Origin of the sequence: Citrifermentans bremense (assembly GCF_014218275.1) — a bacterium.
Taxonomy (GTDB): domain Bacteria; phylum Desulfobacterota; class Desulfuromonadia; order Geobacterales; family Geobacteraceae; genus Geomonas; species Geomonas pelophila.
This window is the reverse complement of sequence record NZ_AP023213.1, coordinates 1,712,225-1,725,652: the sequence shown is the minus strand read 5'-3', so window position 1 is coordinate 1,725,652 and position 13,428 is coordinate 1,712,225. Positions and strand designations below refer to the sequence as shown.

Sequence of the window (13,428 nt, the reverse complement as noted above, 5' to 3'; positions counted from 1 at the left end):
TTATCACCCTTCCCTTTCCCTCCGGGGCCAGTGGTGCAGCAGCACCGGCACCAGGGCCGAGATGGCCAAAAGCCCTATGGCGAGCATGGACTTTCCGGACCAGAGGTCCGAGACCTCGTGCACGTAGCGCAGTTGGGCACCGGCGAAGGCGTAGATGGCAGATCCCGGGAGCATCCCGGCCACCGTGGTCCAGGCGAAAGTCTTCAGAGGAATCTTCGTCAAGGCGGCGCCGTAGTTGATGACACAGAAAGGGGCCAAGGGGAGCAGCCGCAGTACCAGCAGGTAGTGCGGGCCATGGTGGGTCATCTCCCGGTTGAAGCGCGAGAGCTGCTCCGCGAAGTGCCGCTGTACCCAGTGCCCCAATAGAAAACGCCCCGCCTCGAAAGCGGCAATGGCGCCGGCGGTTCCCGCTACGGTTACATAAAGGGTCGCGGGCAAAGCCCCGAACAGCATCCCCCCCGCGATGGTGAGCGCGAGCGCCCCGGGGAGAAAGAACGCGGTCATGAAGAAAAGGGCCGCGAAGAGGAGCGCCGCCTTCAGGTAGTGCCGGTGCGCCATCTGCAGCAGGTAATCCCTGTGCTCGCCCGCATGCCGCACGCTGAACGCGTCGTCCTCCAGGAAAAGGCTCGTGGCGGTCACAACCCCAAGTATCAGCACCAGGACAAGCACCTTCATCGCCAGCCGCCTTCTTCTCATCGCCGCCCTTACCTCCTTTTCCGCCCATTCCGCCCGCCCGCTACGCCGTTGACATCCCTTTCGCGCTGGGTACTCTATAAAAGTTTTTTAATACTATATAATTTGCGCTCTCCTGCAAGAATGCGGCGGCCGAGCGGGGTCTGGCGACGGGAGCCCCACCCATGTCACGTACCTTTTCCGTAATGACCTACAACGTCCACAGTTGTATCGGCACGGACCGCCAGCTCTCCCCGCTCAGAATCGCCGAGGTGATCGACCGGTGCAACCCCGACATCGTGGCGTTGCAGGAGCTCGACGCGGGGCTCCCTCGCACCGAGATGATCGACCAGGCGCACCTGATAGCCATGACCCTTGAAATGTCGTTCCATTTCCATTCCTCCATCCATCTGAAAGAGGGGGGGTACGGCAACGCCATCCTGAGCCGCTCCCCGGTGCAGCTGATCAAGGCCGGGGCGGTTCCAACAGAGCCGCTGCATCCCTCCTTCGAGCGCAGGGGGGCGCTCTGGGCCCAGGTGATGCTGCACGGCGTGAAGGTACAGGTGCTGGCGACGCATTTCGGGCTGAACCGCGGCGAGCGGGTACGCCAGGCCAGGGCCATCACGGGACCGGAGTGGCTCGGGCATCCGGAGTGCGAGGCGCCGGCCGTTCTTTGCGGGGATTTCAACGCCCTCTTCGGGTCGTCGGTGTACCGGATCCTCACCAGGCAGTTGCATGACGTGCAGCACAAGGTGAAGGGACGCCTCCCCAGGGGAACCTGGCCCACCCAGCTCCCCTTCATGCGCATCGACCACCTGTTCGTCACCCACAACCTCAAGGTTCGCAGCGTCAGCGTGCCGAGGACCCCGCTTACCAGGGTGGCCTCGGATCACCTGCCGCTGATCGTCACGCTGGAGCTGCCATGAGCGTCCTGAAGCCGGGCCTTAACTGCATGGGGATCTATGAGGCCGACAGCAACGCGGTGCTGGTCGATGCCTGCGATTACTATCGCGCCTTCTACCACACGGCCCTTGCCGCCCGGAGCTACCTGCTACTCGCCGGATGGCAGTTCGACTCCGAGGTGAAGCTTCTTCGCGGCGAGGAGGAGAAAGCAGCCGGGGAGGTGCGCTTCCTGCAGTTTCTGAACGCCCTTTGCCAGGCGAACCCGTCGCTGCAGGTCTATATCCTCGCCTGGGACTTCAGCGCCGTCTTCTCCCTGGAAAGAGAATGGTTCCAGAACATCATCTTCAACTGGTCCGGCAACGAGCGCATCCACTTCCGCTTCGACAGCGTGCACGCCTACGGAGCAACGCACCACCAGAAGTTCGTCGTGGCCGATGGCGTCGTCGCCTACGTAGGGGGGATGGATATCTGCTCCTCGCGCTGGGACGACCGGCGCCACATACGGGACAACCCGCTGCGTGCCGACGTCGACGGCACCCGTTACGGCTCCTACCACGACATCCAGACTTATCACACCGGCGAGGTGGTCGGCGTGCTGCTCGAACTGTTCCAGCAGCGCTGGATCGATTCCGGCGGCGCGCCGCTGAATCTGCCGCAGGCGGGCGCCCTGACCCCGCAGTTCCCGGCAAACGCCTTGCCCCTCCCCGCGGGGGAAGTCGCACTGAGCCTCACCGTGGCCCCGGCGCCCCAGACCACACAGCGCAAGGTGGGTGAGATCCGCCGCCTGTTCGTGGACGCCATCATGTCGGCCGAGCACCTGGTCTACCTGGAGAACCAGTATTTCAGCTCCCAGGCGATCTACTGGACCCTGGTCGCGCGCATGACGCTCCCCGACCGCCCCCGGCTCCAGATCGTCATGATGCTACCGGACCGCCTGCCGCTGACCGAGGAGCTGTTCCTCGGGCTCCCCCAGATGAAGATGATCCGTTCGCTGCAGCAGGTGGCCGAGAAGACCGGGCACCTGCTGAGCGTCTACTCTTCGGCCGAGATGGACCACGGCAACCGGAAGATGACCTTCATCCACTCGAAGCTTCTGGCGATCGACGACCGTTTTCTCACCATAGGCTCGGCCAACGCCACCAACAGGAGCATGGGTCTCGACACGGAGCTGAACGTGAGCTGGGAAGCATCAGGTCCGGAAGACCCGCTGGTCCCGGCGATCAGGCGGCTGCGCGCCTCCCTTTTGGCGGAGCACGCGGGGCTCTACGGCTTAGAGGAAGAGGAAAAGTTCGAGAACGTCGAGAACCTGACCCGCCACCTGGAATGTCTGGCCGACGACCACGAGGCACGCCTTTGCAGGTATCAGGCGGACCCTACGCTGGAAAAAAGCGACTGGCCCGACGCGCTCGAGCCGATAGCGCGGGTGGTCGACCCGGAGCAGCCATTAGACAGCGAGTTTCTCTTCGAGAGCATCTCCAAGTCGGAGCTTGGCTCCTTCGCCAAGGGGATTTTCAAGCTGAGCCAGATGATGATCGGCCTGTGATGGGATTAGGGGGAAAACAGGAAAAGGAGGTACGACAGATGGCTGAAGATAAAGGGACAACGGCGGTGGAAACGGACAGGCACGATTGCGACGTCAGGGTGTGGTGCCCCTCCTGCAAACGCTCGGACTACACGCAAAGCGGCGACAAGTACCTCTGCACCGCCTGCGGCAAGGTGATGGACCTGCAGCATGAGATGCACCACGAGCACTTCCCCCACCTCTCCGGCGGGGAAGACGAGATGAGCTGACCCCACTCCGGCAAAAAACAACCCCCTCCCTTGCGGGAGGGGGTTGGCGAATCAAACCTTGCTAGCGCGGCAGTCCCGGGCCCTCGCCCGTTCCCACAGACTCGACCCGCGGCACCACCCCCGAGAACAAAAGCCTCGCCACGTCCCTCACCTCCTCGGCCGTGACCGCGGCGATCGCCTCCAGGGAAGCCCCCACCGGCTCCGGCGCCCCCAGAAGCGAGGTGGTGTTGGAGATCCTGCGCACCTGGGTCTCGCAGTCGTCGAGGGCCATCAGGCGGGCTGAGCGGATCTGCTCCTTGGCCGCCGCCAGCATCTCCGCGCTCACCTTCTCCTCGCAGAACCTCAGCACCTCGGCATGGCAGACGTCGACCGCCTCCTGGGCCCGGTCCGCGCTGGTCCCTGCGTAGATCATCAGCGCCGCGGAATCGGTGTAGGAGGACATCATCGAGTAGACCGTGTAGGCGAGGCTGCGCCGCTCGCGTACCTCGCGGAAAAGGCGGGAGTTCATCCCGGTGCCGAGGATCTGGTTGAATACGGAAAGCTTGTGGCGGTGCTCGTTTCCAGCCGGCGGCAGCGGGTACCCCATGTAGAAGAGGGTCTGCTCCAGGGGGCGCTGGTAATGCCGGTTCTCGCCGACGGCGCTCCGCCAGCCAGGCTGCGGCTTTTTCACCTGGGGAACCCCCTTGGGAAGCGCGCCCAGGGTCCGTTCGGCCTGCTCCACCATCCGGTCATGCTCCACGTTGCCGGCGACCGAGACTATGGTCGCGCTGGATAGATAGTGGGAGAGCTTGTAATCCATCAGGCGGTTCCTTTGAATGCTCCCGATGCTCTCGGAGGTGCCGAGGATGGGGGTGCCCAGCGGATGCCCCTGCCAGAACCCCTGGTGAAACTGGTTGTAGATGAAGCGGCTCGGGGTGTCCTGGTTCATAAGGATCTCCTGCAGCACCACGGCGCGCTCCTTCTCCACTTCCTTCTCGGGAAGAAAGGAGTTGACGAACATGTCGGCCAGGATGTCGAAGGTCGCCGGGATGATCGAGGCGAGCGCTACCGCGTAGTAGAAGACCTCCTCCTGGCTTGTGTAGGCGTTGGCGCGGGCGCCGATGCTGTTGAACTCGTCGGTGATCTGGTCGGCGCTGCGGGTGGGGGTCCCCTTGAAGAGGAGGTGCTCTATGAAATGCGAGGCGCCGGCGCAATCCTCCGGCTCGTTCCTCGTGCTGCTGTCGTTCCTGATCCCGACGGCTGCGCTCTGCATGCCGGGGATCTTTTGGCTCACCACCCTGATCCCGTTGGGGAGGGTGGTCATGCGCACCTGGGGAGTGTTTTCTGTCGTCGACATGGTTGCTCCTTGAAAGCTATGGAAATCGTTCCAGTTTGCACTGGCGGCAATTATAGCATGTTGTTTGGGGTCTAGGAGGGGTTCCCCCCGCCCGGTTGCTGCTGCCGATGCGGGGGGGAATCCCAGGAGAGGAAGCTTTCAAGGGGAAAAAAGAGACGGCTGTGGACGCAGCGTCATTTGAAGTCGGTGTACCTGGAGATCACGTAGTCCCTGTCCTTGGCGTCCTTTTCGTGGCACCCGAAGCAGTCCCTCTTGCCGTCGAGTCCCGAAGGTTTACCCTCGGGCGTGAACCCGGCGAAGCGCCAACCGCCGGTCTGCTGCTGGGTCCTGTCCTTTTGCATCACCACGATCATGTTTTTCTTCCCCGGCACCTGCTTGCCGTTTTCTTCCTTAATGGAGTAGTTCACCGCGACGAACCGGCTCCCGTCGGGGTACGCCCCGCCGCTTTTGTAGCCCTTCATCGCCTTCTTGTCCACGTAGATGTAGTGGATGCCGTAGAACAGCGACTTCTTGTCCGTGTTGATCCGGGCCTTGCTCTTCTCCCACTTCTCGTACCCCCTGGGAAGAGCGGTCTGCGCGGCAGACGCAGCCGCCGTGGCGCCGAAGACGGCGCAAAGCGCCATGAGGGAAACAGCCTTTTTCATGTCAAGCCTCCGCTATAGTTTGAAGTTCGGTTCCGAAAACAGCCAAAAAATACCACACGCACCCGCCCTTTCAAAGGGATCAGGAAGGATTAATTGGATGCGCCGGGCCGCCCGCTTCCCGTGGAGGTCGCGTTCGACCAGGGAAACTCCGCCAGGTGCGCCGCCAGCTCGTCCTTGTGGTAGCGGTCCACCTTCTGGAAAAGGAGCACCCCCGCCATGGCGATGGGAAGGGTGTAGATGAAGAACCCGGTGATGGCCATCAGCCGCTCCCCGATGTAGAGGGTCACCGTGAGGTTGAAGGCTATCACGCAAAGGTAGAGGAAGGGGCCGTAGAAAGCTCGCAGAGGCGGCGCTGCGACTCCGGCGGGCTTCTCCTCCCCTCTCCCTCCGAACCTGTCGATGAGCTGCAGGGCGGCTACCAGCAGCGCGCTCACCAGGAGCCAGCCGAGGTAGTTGGAAAGCGGGATCCCGAAATGCGCTCCCACCTCCTTGTAGCCGTAGATCCTCCCCAGGAACCACCTGCTCCCCTGCAAGGCGACCGGGTCGGTGACGATGTCGAGAAACACCTGGAACAAGGAGGCGAGGAACAAGACGGAGAAGGAGCGCCTCAGGCGGCCGGTCTCCAGAAGCACCAGGTCCCGCCCGGCCTTCTTCACCGGTCCCAGCACCAAAAGTGCTGTGGCGTAGCTGCAGTAGGTGAGAAAGACGTAGGAGAGCGAGTCGAAGAAAGGGACCCCCGCCACCCAGAGCTCGCGGTCCCGGGTCGTGTCCACGTAGTAGTACCAGCCGTAGGGAAAGCCGGTGTTGATGGAGCTGTACTCGGAGGTGAAGGCGATCAGGTAGCCGGCAACGGTGAAAAGGAGCGTCTTTTTCCACCCAAGGTGCGGCACGGCCGCGACGAGGTAGGCGGTGAAGAAGGCGAAGACGTAGGGACGCATGGTGATGGTCCCGATGGCGATGTCGAGGATGTCAGTCACGGGAAGGCCTCCGGAGGAAGGTTCAATAAAAACCAAAGCGTTCACCACAGAGGACACAGAGGAAAATCGGAGGACCCCCCGAAAGCAAAAGACTTTGAAGTGTAACCCCGAAGCTCTTTTCTTAGAAGATCATCCGTGATCGGGAAGTTTCATCTCTGTGTCCGCCCTGGCCTTCCCCCGTGACCTCTGTGTACCGGGTCGGGCCGGGGTGGAGGTTCGGGCCGTAAAAAGGACAGGCTACCGTTGCCACAGTAGCCTGTCCCCTGTCTGCCGTCCCGGAAGCTGCGAGCCGGCCGTTTAGAAGAGGGTCCCCACGATGGAACCAAGCACGGAGATCGGACCCGCGTCACCCAAACCTTCCATGGCCCGCTCTGCTTTCTTGAGTGTGGCGGTGGTGTCGCGGTAAAGCTGGTCCTCGTTGACCAGCTTCCCGAGGGTCCCCTGACCGGAGTTGATCTTCTGGGTGATCTCCTTCACGTTCTTCGAGGCGTCGCGCAGGTCCGTGTAGAGGGTCTCGTCGTTGACCAGCTTGCCCAGGGTCCCCTGGCCGGAGTTGACCTTGGCGGTGATCTCCTTCACGTCCTTCATCCCAGCGTTCAGGTCTTTCGCGCCTGCCCTGAGGTCGGCGATGAGGGCGGAGGCGTCGCGGTACACCGAGTCGTCGTTGACCAGCTTCCCGAGGGTCCCCTCCCCGCGCTCAATCTTCCCGGCCACGTTCTTCAGGCTCTCCACCGCGCCGCTTGCGTCGTCGAAGAGCTTCCTTTCGTTCAAGAGAAGCGCAAGCGATCCCTCGCCGCGGTCCATCTTGCCGGTGATGCTGTTGATGTTGGCGATGGAGTCCCTCAGGTTGCCGCGGTTCTCGTCCAGCATGACGGAGATCTTCTTCAGCACTACGTCCTGGTTGCGGTCCAGGTTGTTCACGAACTGCTTGGCGTCCTTCACCACGTCGCTCAGGTTGTCGACGATGATGTCGATGTTGGCGACGTCCTTCCCTTTAACTACGCCGCCCGGCTCCAGAAGCGGGGCGTTGGGAGAGCCGAAGGAAAGCCCCAGGAACTGGCCTCCCAGAAGGTTGGTAAGCCTCAAGCCCGCAACCGAGTCGGTCTTGATCCTGGTGCCAGGCTTCACCTCGAAGTTGATCTCGATCTTGTCGTTCAGGATGTTGATCCCCTTGATGCGCCCGACGTCGACGCCGGCAAGGCGGACCGGGTCCCCGACTTTCAGCCCGGTGATGCTGGTGAGATAGGTCTTGTAGGGGACGTTCTTCTCGAACGGGTTCCATTTCTCACCCACCTCGAGAAGCAACCCCAGGATGATGAGACCGAACAGGAAGAAGATGCCGACCTTTTTTTCTACCGAAAGAGCCATAAATCCTCCAAAAGACAAGACAGCAAAAGAACTGCTGCGGCGCCACGCAAAGGGCGCGGCAAGGTGCTACAGGAGCAGCCTGGTCAGGATATAGTCCGCGACCAGGATCAGCATGAACGACAGCACCACGGACCTGGTGGTCGACTGGCCGATACCCCGCGCGCCGCCGGAGGTGCTGAAACCGACGTAGCAGGAAACCAGCGCGATGATGGAGCCGAAGACGACCGACTTGGTGAGGCCGGTGCCGATCTCCTTGATCTTCAGGGCGTCGGTGAGGCTGTCGTAGTAGGTCGAGTAGGAAACGAAGATCTGGGGGTGCAGGTTGCTGATCAGCGCCCCACCGATGATCCCGATCACGTCGGAGTAGATGACGAGCGCAGGGACGCAGATGATGCAGGCGATGAAACGGGGCATGGCGAGGTAGCGGACCGGGTCGATGTCGAGGGTCTTCAGCGCGTCGATCTCCTCGTACACGGTCATGACCCCGAGCTCCGCGGCCATCGCGGAGCCGCAGCGCCCGGCGACAAGAAAGCTGGTCATGACCGGACCCAACTCGCGCACCATGGAGTGCCCGACGATGGCGCCGATGATGTTCTGCCCACCGTACTTCTGCAGCTCGACCCCTGTCTGCAGCGCCAGCACCATCCCGACGAAGAAGGCCATCACCGAGGCGACCGGGAGCGTGTCCCAGCCGATCACCGCCATCTGGGTCAGTATGCTCTGCACGTTGCGCGGCGCCTCGCGCAGGAAGTAGAGGATCCTCCCCTGGAGGATGACCATCTCCCCAAGCACCTGGTTGAAATAAAGCACCCGTTTGCCGAGCGGTTCCAGAAATTGCGTCACTTATGCCCCCATTTGAGGCCGAAGGGGAGCCACAAAAGGCTCAGATCCTCTTCTTCGCCGTTGCGCTTCAGGCTGATCAGCCCCTTCAACAGTTTGAGCTCCCGCTCCGATTTGGTGTTGCGGTAGGAGATGAGCGGGAAAAGCTCGTAGGCCAGTTCGTCGCCGCGCCTTTCGTGCCAGTACAGGTTCCACAAAAGGGTTGAGGCCGAATTTCCCGCCTGGTCCCAGCGGCGCTGGTAGATGCGCCACAAAGGCGCCCAGTTCTTCTCGATCCCTTCCTTGTCCAGTATGGGCTCGACAGGCGCCGGAAGCGAGACGGAGGAGACCCCGTCGGGGGTCCTGTTGTAAAGGAAAAGCGGCCACAAAGCGGTGCGCTGCCTGTCGTGGCCGTCCTTGGGCCAGTACTCGTGGTTGCTGCGGTACAGGAAAAAGAGCACGCGGTCGTTTTCCTGCTCGAAGATGTTGGATTTCATCTCCTCGTGCTTGTAGATGGGCCAGAGGTACCAGCTCTTCTCCCATTCGGGGCGCGTTTCGTGCGAGTAGAAGGGGAGGAAGGAGTTCTTGCTCCGGTTCTCGCCTCGCACCGTTCCGATCAAGGGCCAGAGGTAGTTGACCTCCTCGTACTTCTTCTCGCGATCCTCGGTATAGCCGAAGAAGGGCCACAGATAGGTTCGCGAGGTCTTCTTGGGCGAGTCGGTCGAGGCGTAGAGCGGGAAGATGATCTTTTTCCGCGTCGGGTTGTCCGTGTCGAGCCCGGTCTTCTCGGTGAGGTAGAAGGGCCAGAGGACGAAACGCTTCTGGTAGACTCCTTCTTTTTGCGACTGGCCGTAGAGGGGGAATACATCGAAGCCGTCCTCCTTTTCCCCGCGGGTGCTGGAGAAGATCGGCCAGAGGTAGTGCCTGGTGGTGGTCCCCTTCTTCACCGTGGAGCCGTAGAGCGGGAAGAGGACAAAGTGGTACTCGTCGCGCCAGAAGCGCTCGTAGATGTTGCCGTAGATCGGGAAGACGGCGCGGTAGGGGCCGTACTTGTCGGACTTTCCGGAGACGTAGAACGGGAAAAGCAGGGTCGACTTTTCCTGCTCCGCCCCCTCTTCTTTCCGGTAGGTGGTCTTGCGGAAGAGCCCAAGCATGGTCGTCGTGTCGGACTCGGGGGTGCTCTCGTGGTACGCGAGGGGATAGAGGTAATAGGTGGAGTCGGACTTCTCCTTCTCGTGGCTGCTCGTGTAGAAAAGGGGGCGGATGGCGAAGTCGGTATCCTCCCCCTTTTTCTGGTACTTCACGATGGGGCCCAAAAGCGATAGGTTGCTGAAGCCCTCAGCCGGGCTCTCGCGGTAGTCCACGAGCGGCCAGATAGTGAAGATGCTCCCTTTCTCTCCCTCGACCTTGCCGTCGACCTTGCCCTCGCCCTCGTCGGCGCTGCTTGAGCCGGCAAAGGCAAGCATCAACAAAGATGCCGCTATGAACTTCCTGAGAACTGGCATGAACCTCTTGGCGTAACCTTTCGTTATAGGGACAGCCCCGGATAGTAACTGCTGCCGTCGCGGCTAGTCAACCAAAATAAATGTGTGCGATGCCTGTGACAACGGCAAAGCTTGATTGGTGATTATGTCAACAAAGTCGCGACTGTCAATCAGCCTGGGCAGATAAAGAAAGAGGCAGGAGACCTTCGGGTCTCCTGCCTCACAGTTTTCAGACGCTGTCGTACCCGGCTTGCTAGTATTTGCTGTCGGCGTAATCCACCCAGCCGCCGGCCAGAACCAGAGCCTTGTCGAAGGGAGAGATCTCGAACTGCATCGACTCCTCGCGCCCTCCCCCCTTGATGGTGAGGGTGCCTTTCTCCACGTCCACGTCGACGGTGGCGTCGGCTGCACCGGCAAAGCCGAAGAGGCGGTCGATCTGCTCCGCGGAAAGCTCGATGGCGGCCATGCCGCAGTTGAACATGTTCTGCCTGAAGATCCTGGCAAACGACTGCGCCAGCACCACGTTGATGCCGTTGACCTCGAAGACCCAGGGTGCGTGCTCGCGGGAGGAGCCGCAGCCGAAGTTGGCGCGGGTGATGACCACGCCTGCGCCGAAAGTCTTATCCGACTTGGGATCGAAGCCCGGTAGTTTCAGGTCTTCGAGCAGGTAGGGCTTCAGGTCTTCCTTGGTGATCTCGGTCAGGTACTTGGCCGGGATGATCTCGTCGGTGTTTATGTCGCTACGGTCCAGAAAGAGGGCCGGGCCGCCAAATTTTTTCATATCTCATCTCCTGAAAGTCGAAGTGCGAATCAGAGGAACGCGCGGCATAGCTGCGGGCGTCCATCGTCAATTGTCAATTGTCCATTGTCAATTGGTTTACAGGTACTTGCGCGGATCGGCGATCATCCCCTCGATGGCGGAGGCGGCTGCGGTCGCAGGGGAGAGGAGATGCACCATCCCCCCCTTGCCCATCCTACCCATGAAGTTGCGGTTGGTGGTGGAGGCGCAGACCTCGCCCTCGGCGAGGACGCCGTTGCTCATCCCCAGGCAGGCGCCGCAGGTCGGGTTGGTGACGCAGAACCCTGCGTCCATGAAGATCTGGATCAGACCCTCGGCGACCGCGTCCTTGTAGATCTGCGGGGTGGCCGGGGAAAGGATGGCGCGCACGTTGGAGGCGATCTTCTTTCCCTTGAGGATCTGGGCGGCGATCCTGAGGTCCTCCAGGCGGCCGTTGGTGCAGGAGCCGAGGTAGACCTGGTCCACCTGGGTGCCGGCCATCTCGGCCACGCTCTTCACCTGGTCCGGCTTGTAGCCGAAGGTGCAAAGCGGGGCGAGGTCGGAGAGGTCGAGGTCGATCACCTGCTCGTACTCGGCGTCGGCGTCGGAGCACCAGACGCTGTAGGCGGCAAGCGCCTCTTCCTTGGAAGCAAAGGATCCGGAGATGAAGGGCCAGAGGTAGTCGACGGTCACCTGGTCCGGCATGCAGATGCCGGAGGTGCCCCCCGCCTCGATCGCCATGTTGCAGAGGGTCATCCTGGATTCCATCGACATCTGGGCCACGATGGGACCGCCGAACTCGATGACGCGGTCGGTGGCGCCGTTCACCCCCAGGTGCCCGATCACGCGCAGGATGGCGTCCTTAGCGAAGACCCCTTTGGGGAGGGTGCCGTTCAGGTTGACGCGGATGGTCTTCGGCTCGCGGAAGGCGCAGACCCCTTTCAGGATCCCCACTTCAAGGTCGGTGGTGCCGACGCCGGCGGCGAAGGCCCCGAAGGCGCCGTGGGTGCAGGTATGGGAATCACCCATGATCACCGTGTTCCCCGGGCGGATGAAACCCTTCTCCGGGAAGAGCGCATGGCAGACGCCGTTGGCGCCAATATCGAAGAAGTCCTTGATGTCGTGGCGCCTGGCCCAGTCGCGCAGCATCTTCGCCTGGGTGGCGGTCTTGGAGTCCTTGCTCGGAGTCACATGGTCGATAACCGCCTTGATCTTCGAGGGGTCGAAAACCCTGTCCTTGCCGCGCGACATGAGGTCCGCGATGGCGATCGGGGTCGTGATCTCGTGGCACATCACGACGTCGATGCTGAGCACCTTGGTGCCAGCAAAAGGCTCATCAACCAGATGGGCCGCAAATATTTTTTGAGCCGTAGTCATACCCATAAATAGTGCTTCCTTTTGCGATTGGATTGGAGGTTTTACCAATCGCAACAATAATAAAATATGGCATACAAATCAAACTAATAATTGTTCAATGTTATTAAACATTTGCCCTCAGGATTCGCCGTGCTATAATGGCCGCCTCATTCCAACAGGGAGCGCCCTCATGCAACTTCGTTTTAACAGAACAAACGGTGAAATCGACCAGATGATCGACCAATTGATGGAGAAGGCAGGGGGGGTGCACCACCCCGACCTTGCGCGCGAGATGATCATCTCGGCCCTGAAGGCCGGGCAGGATACGGATTACCTCGCCGATCTCAAGCTTCTCAGCAACACCATGAAGGAGATGCGCTACACCACGAAGATCTTCGCTCCCTACCGTCAGAAGAAGAAGGTGACCATCTTCGGCTCGGCCCGCACCCGCCCCGAGGAGCCGATGTACAGGAAGTGCATCGACTTCGCCGCGCTCCTCGCGGAGAGGGGGTACATGATCATCACCGGCGGCGGCGGCGGAATCATGCAGGCAGGAAACGAGGGGGCAGGAAGCGAATCGTCCTTTGCCGCGAACATCCGGCTTCCCTTCGAGCAGTCCGCAAACCCCGTGATGCTGAAAAACCCGCGGCTCATCACCTACAAGTACTTCTTCAACCGCAAGGTCGCGTTCGTCAAAGAGGCCGACGCCATCGCCGTTTTTCCCGGCGGATTCGGCACCCTCGACGAAGCGATGGAGGTGTTCACCCTGATCCAGACGGGGAAGACCTCGCCCAAACCGCTGGTTCTGGTTGACGACGAGGAGGGGTACTGGGAGCAATTCTTCAGGTTCATCAAGGAAAGACTGCTGGTTATGGGGTTCATCTCGGCCGAGGATTTCTCCATCTTCACCATCACCAAGAGCTACGAAGAGGCGGTCCAGGTCATCGAGGAGTTCTATACCAACTACCATTCTATGCGGTTCGTTAACGGCGAGCTCATCCTCCGCTTAACTAAAATTTTGGCTCCCGACCAGATCGAGATGCTGGAGAACGAATTCCCTGAATTACGATTAGACAACAGCCGCATCGAACTAATTAGCGCCCGGCCGGAGGAAGCGGACGAGCCGGATCTCCTTGATCTGCCGAGGATCGCCTTCCACTTCCATCACCAGCACTACGGGCTACTCATGGCCTTCATTAGGCGGCTGAACACCTTCTGAGAGGGCGATCATAAAAAAACTGTTCTGAAAATATTTTCTTGACAAGGTTATTATACGATGTTAATTTTTATCCCAGCAGCT

At 60.9% G+C, this 13,428-nt stretch carries 13 protein-coding genes; 4 read left to right on the top strand and 9 right to left on the bottom strand.

All coding sequences use genetic code 11. The features are described from left to right. Positions 1 to 3: 3 nt before the first annotated feature. A complete protein-coding gene (locus tag GEOBRER4_RS07615) occupies positions 4 to 696 on the bottom strand; it encodes a TVP38/TMEM64 family protein (protein WP_226377923.1) in 693 nt (230 codons plus the stop codon). A gap of 161 nt (positions 697 to 857) precedes the next feature. Here GEOBRER4_RS07615 and GEOBRER4_RS07610 point away from each other — a divergent pair, with 161 nt between their 5' ends. The 3 genes from GEOBRER4_RS07610 to GEOBRER4_RS07600 are packed head-to-tail and all read left to right on the top strand — an operon-like array spanning position 858 to position 3,366. After that, complete coding sequence (locus GEOBRER4_RS07610) at positions 858 to 1,598, top strand: endonuclease/exonuclease/phosphatase family protein (protein ID WP_185244890.1); 741 nt, start codon at positions 858 to 860, stop codon at positions 1,596 to 1,598. Then, the gene (locus tag GEOBRER4_RS07605) at positions 1,595 to 3,118 is read left to right on the top strand and encodes a phospholipase D-like domain-containing protein (protein WP_185244889.1); all 1,524 of its coding nucleotides are present in this window, start codon (positions 1,595 to 1,597) and stop codon (positions 3,116 to 3,118) included. The genes GEOBRER4_RS07610 and GEOBRER4_RS07605 overlap by 4 nt, the downstream gene beginning before the upstream one ends. Before the next feature lie 38 nt (positions 3,119 to 3,156). Next, on the top strand, positions 3,157 to 3,366 hold the full coding sequence (locus GEOBRER4_RS07600) for a hypothetical protein (RefSeq protein WP_185244888.1): 210 nt from the start codon (positions 3,157 to 3,159) through the stop codon (positions 3,364 to 3,366). A 61-nt stretch (positions 3,367 to 3,427) separates the two neighbouring features. Here GEOBRER4_RS07600 and GEOBRER4_RS07595 read toward each other — a convergent pair whose 3' ends face one another. From GEOBRER4_RS07595 to GEOBRER4_RS07560, 8 genes are all read right to left on the bottom strand, one after another. Next, complete coding sequence (locus GEOBRER4_RS07595; RefSeq protein WP_185244887.1) at positions 3,428 to 4,702, bottom strand: M16 family metallopeptidase; 1,275 nt, start codon at positions 4,700 to 4,702, stop codon at positions 3,428 to 3,430. Between the two features lie 173 nt (positions 4,703 to 4,875). Next, positions 4,876 to 5,346, bottom strand: coding sequence for a cytochrome P460 family protein (locus GEOBRER4_RS07590; RefSeq protein ID WP_185244886.1), 471 nt, complete (start codon positions 5,344 to 5,346; stop codon positions 4,876 to 4,878). A gap of 89 nt (positions 5,347 to 5,435) precedes the next feature. Next, positions 5,436 to 6,323 (bottom strand): carotenoid biosynthesis protein, encoded by an 888-nt coding sequence (locus tag GEOBRER4_RS07585; protein WP_185244885.1) that lies wholly within the window; start codon positions 6,321 to 6,323, stop codon positions 5,436 to 5,438. A gap of 297 nt (positions 6,324 to 6,620) precedes the next feature. Beyond that, the gene (locus tag GEOBRER4_RS07580; RefSeq protein ID WP_085813126.1) at positions 6,621 to 7,691 is read right to left on the bottom strand and encodes an MlaD family protein; all 1,071 of its coding nucleotides are present in this window, start codon (positions 7,689 to 7,691) and stop codon (positions 6,621 to 6,623) included. 66 nt (positions 7,692 to 7,757) lie between these two features. Continuing rightward, the gene (locus GEOBRER4_RS07575; RefSeq protein ID WP_185244884.1) at positions 7,758 to 8,534 is read right to left on the bottom strand and encodes an MlaE family ABC transporter permease; all 777 of its coding nucleotides are present in this window, start codon (positions 8,532 to 8,534) and stop codon (positions 7,758 to 7,760) included. Beyond that, positions 8,531 to 10,015, bottom strand: coding sequence for a hypothetical protein (locus tag GEOBRER4_RS07570; RefSeq protein ID WP_185244883.1), 1,485 nt, complete (start codon positions 10,013 to 10,015; stop codon positions 8,531 to 8,533). Before GEOBRER4_RS07570 ends, GEOBRER4_RS07575 begins: the two co-directional genes overlap by 4 nt. A gap of 232 nt (positions 10,016 to 10,247) precedes the next feature. Continuing rightward, positions 10,248 to 10,775, bottom strand: coding sequence for a 3-isopropylmalate dehydratase small subunit (locus GEOBRER4_RS07565; protein WP_085813128.1), 528 nt, complete (start codon positions 10,773 to 10,775; stop codon positions 10,248 to 10,250). 96 nt (positions 10,776 to 10,871) lie between these two features. Further along, entirely contained in the window at positions 10,872 to 12,155 is a 1,284-nt protein-coding gene (locus GEOBRER4_RS07560) for a 3-isopropylmalate dehydratase large subunit (RefSeq protein ID WP_185244882.1), read from the bottom strand. A 163-nt stretch (positions 12,156 to 12,318) separates the two neighbouring features. Here GEOBRER4_RS07560 and GEOBRER4_RS07555 point away from each other — a divergent pair, with 163 nt between their 5' ends. Next, complete coding sequence (locus GEOBRER4_RS07555; RefSeq protein WP_185244881.1) at positions 12,319 to 13,347, top strand: LOG family protein; 1,029 nt, start codon at positions 12,319 to 12,321, stop codon at positions 13,345 to 13,347. Positions 13,348 to 13,428: the final 81 nt, after the last annotated feature.

Excerpts from the sequence above, each read along its gene's own strand:
- GEOBRER4_RS07570 (WP_185244883.1), bottom strand. The coding sequence starts at position 10,015 with ATGCCAGTTCTCAGGAAGTTCATAGCGGCATCTTTGTTGATGCTTGCC.
- GEOBRER4_RS07580 (WP_085813126.1), bottom strand. The coding sequence starts at position 7,691 with ATGGCTCTTTCGGTAGAAAAAAAGGTCGGCATCTTCTTCCTGTTCGGT.
- GEOBRER4_RS07590 (WP_185244886.1), bottom strand. The coding sequence starts at position 5,346 with ATGAAAAAGGCTGTTTCCCTCATGGCGCTTTGCGCCGTCTTCGGCGCC.
- GEOBRER4_RS07605 (WP_185244889.1), top strand. The coding sequence starts at position 1,595 with ATGAGCGTCCTGAAGCCGGGCCTTAACTGCATGGGGATCTATGAGGCC.
- GEOBRER4_RS07595 (WP_185244887.1), bottom strand. The coding sequence starts at position 4,702 with ATGTCGACGACAGAAAACACTCCCCAGGTGCGCATGACCACCCTCCCC.
- GEOBRER4_RS07560 (WP_185244882.1), bottom strand. The coding sequence starts at position 12,155 with ATGGGTATGACTACGGCTCAAAAAATATTTGCGGCCCATCTGGTTGAT.
- GEOBRER4_RS07555 (WP_185244881.1), top strand. The coding sequence starts at position 12,319 with ATGCAACTTCGTTTTAACAGAACAAACGGTGAAATCGACCAGATGATC.
- GEOBRER4_RS07565 (WP_085813128.1), bottom strand. The coding sequence starts at position 10,775 with ATGAAAAAATTTGGCGGCCCGGCCCTCTTTCTGGACCGTAGCGACATA.
- GEOBRER4_RS07615 (WP_226377923.1), bottom strand. The coding sequence starts at position 696 with ATGAGAAGAAGGCGGCTGGCGATGAAGGTGCTTGTCCTGGTGCTGATA.
- GEOBRER4_RS07600 (WP_185244888.1), top strand. The coding sequence starts at position 3,157 with ATGGCTGAAGATAAAGGGACAACGGCGGTGGAAACGGACAGGCACGAT.
- GEOBRER4_RS07610 (WP_185244890.1), top strand. The coding sequence starts at position 858 with ATGTCACGTACCTTTTCCGTAATGACCTACAACGTCCACAGTTGTATC.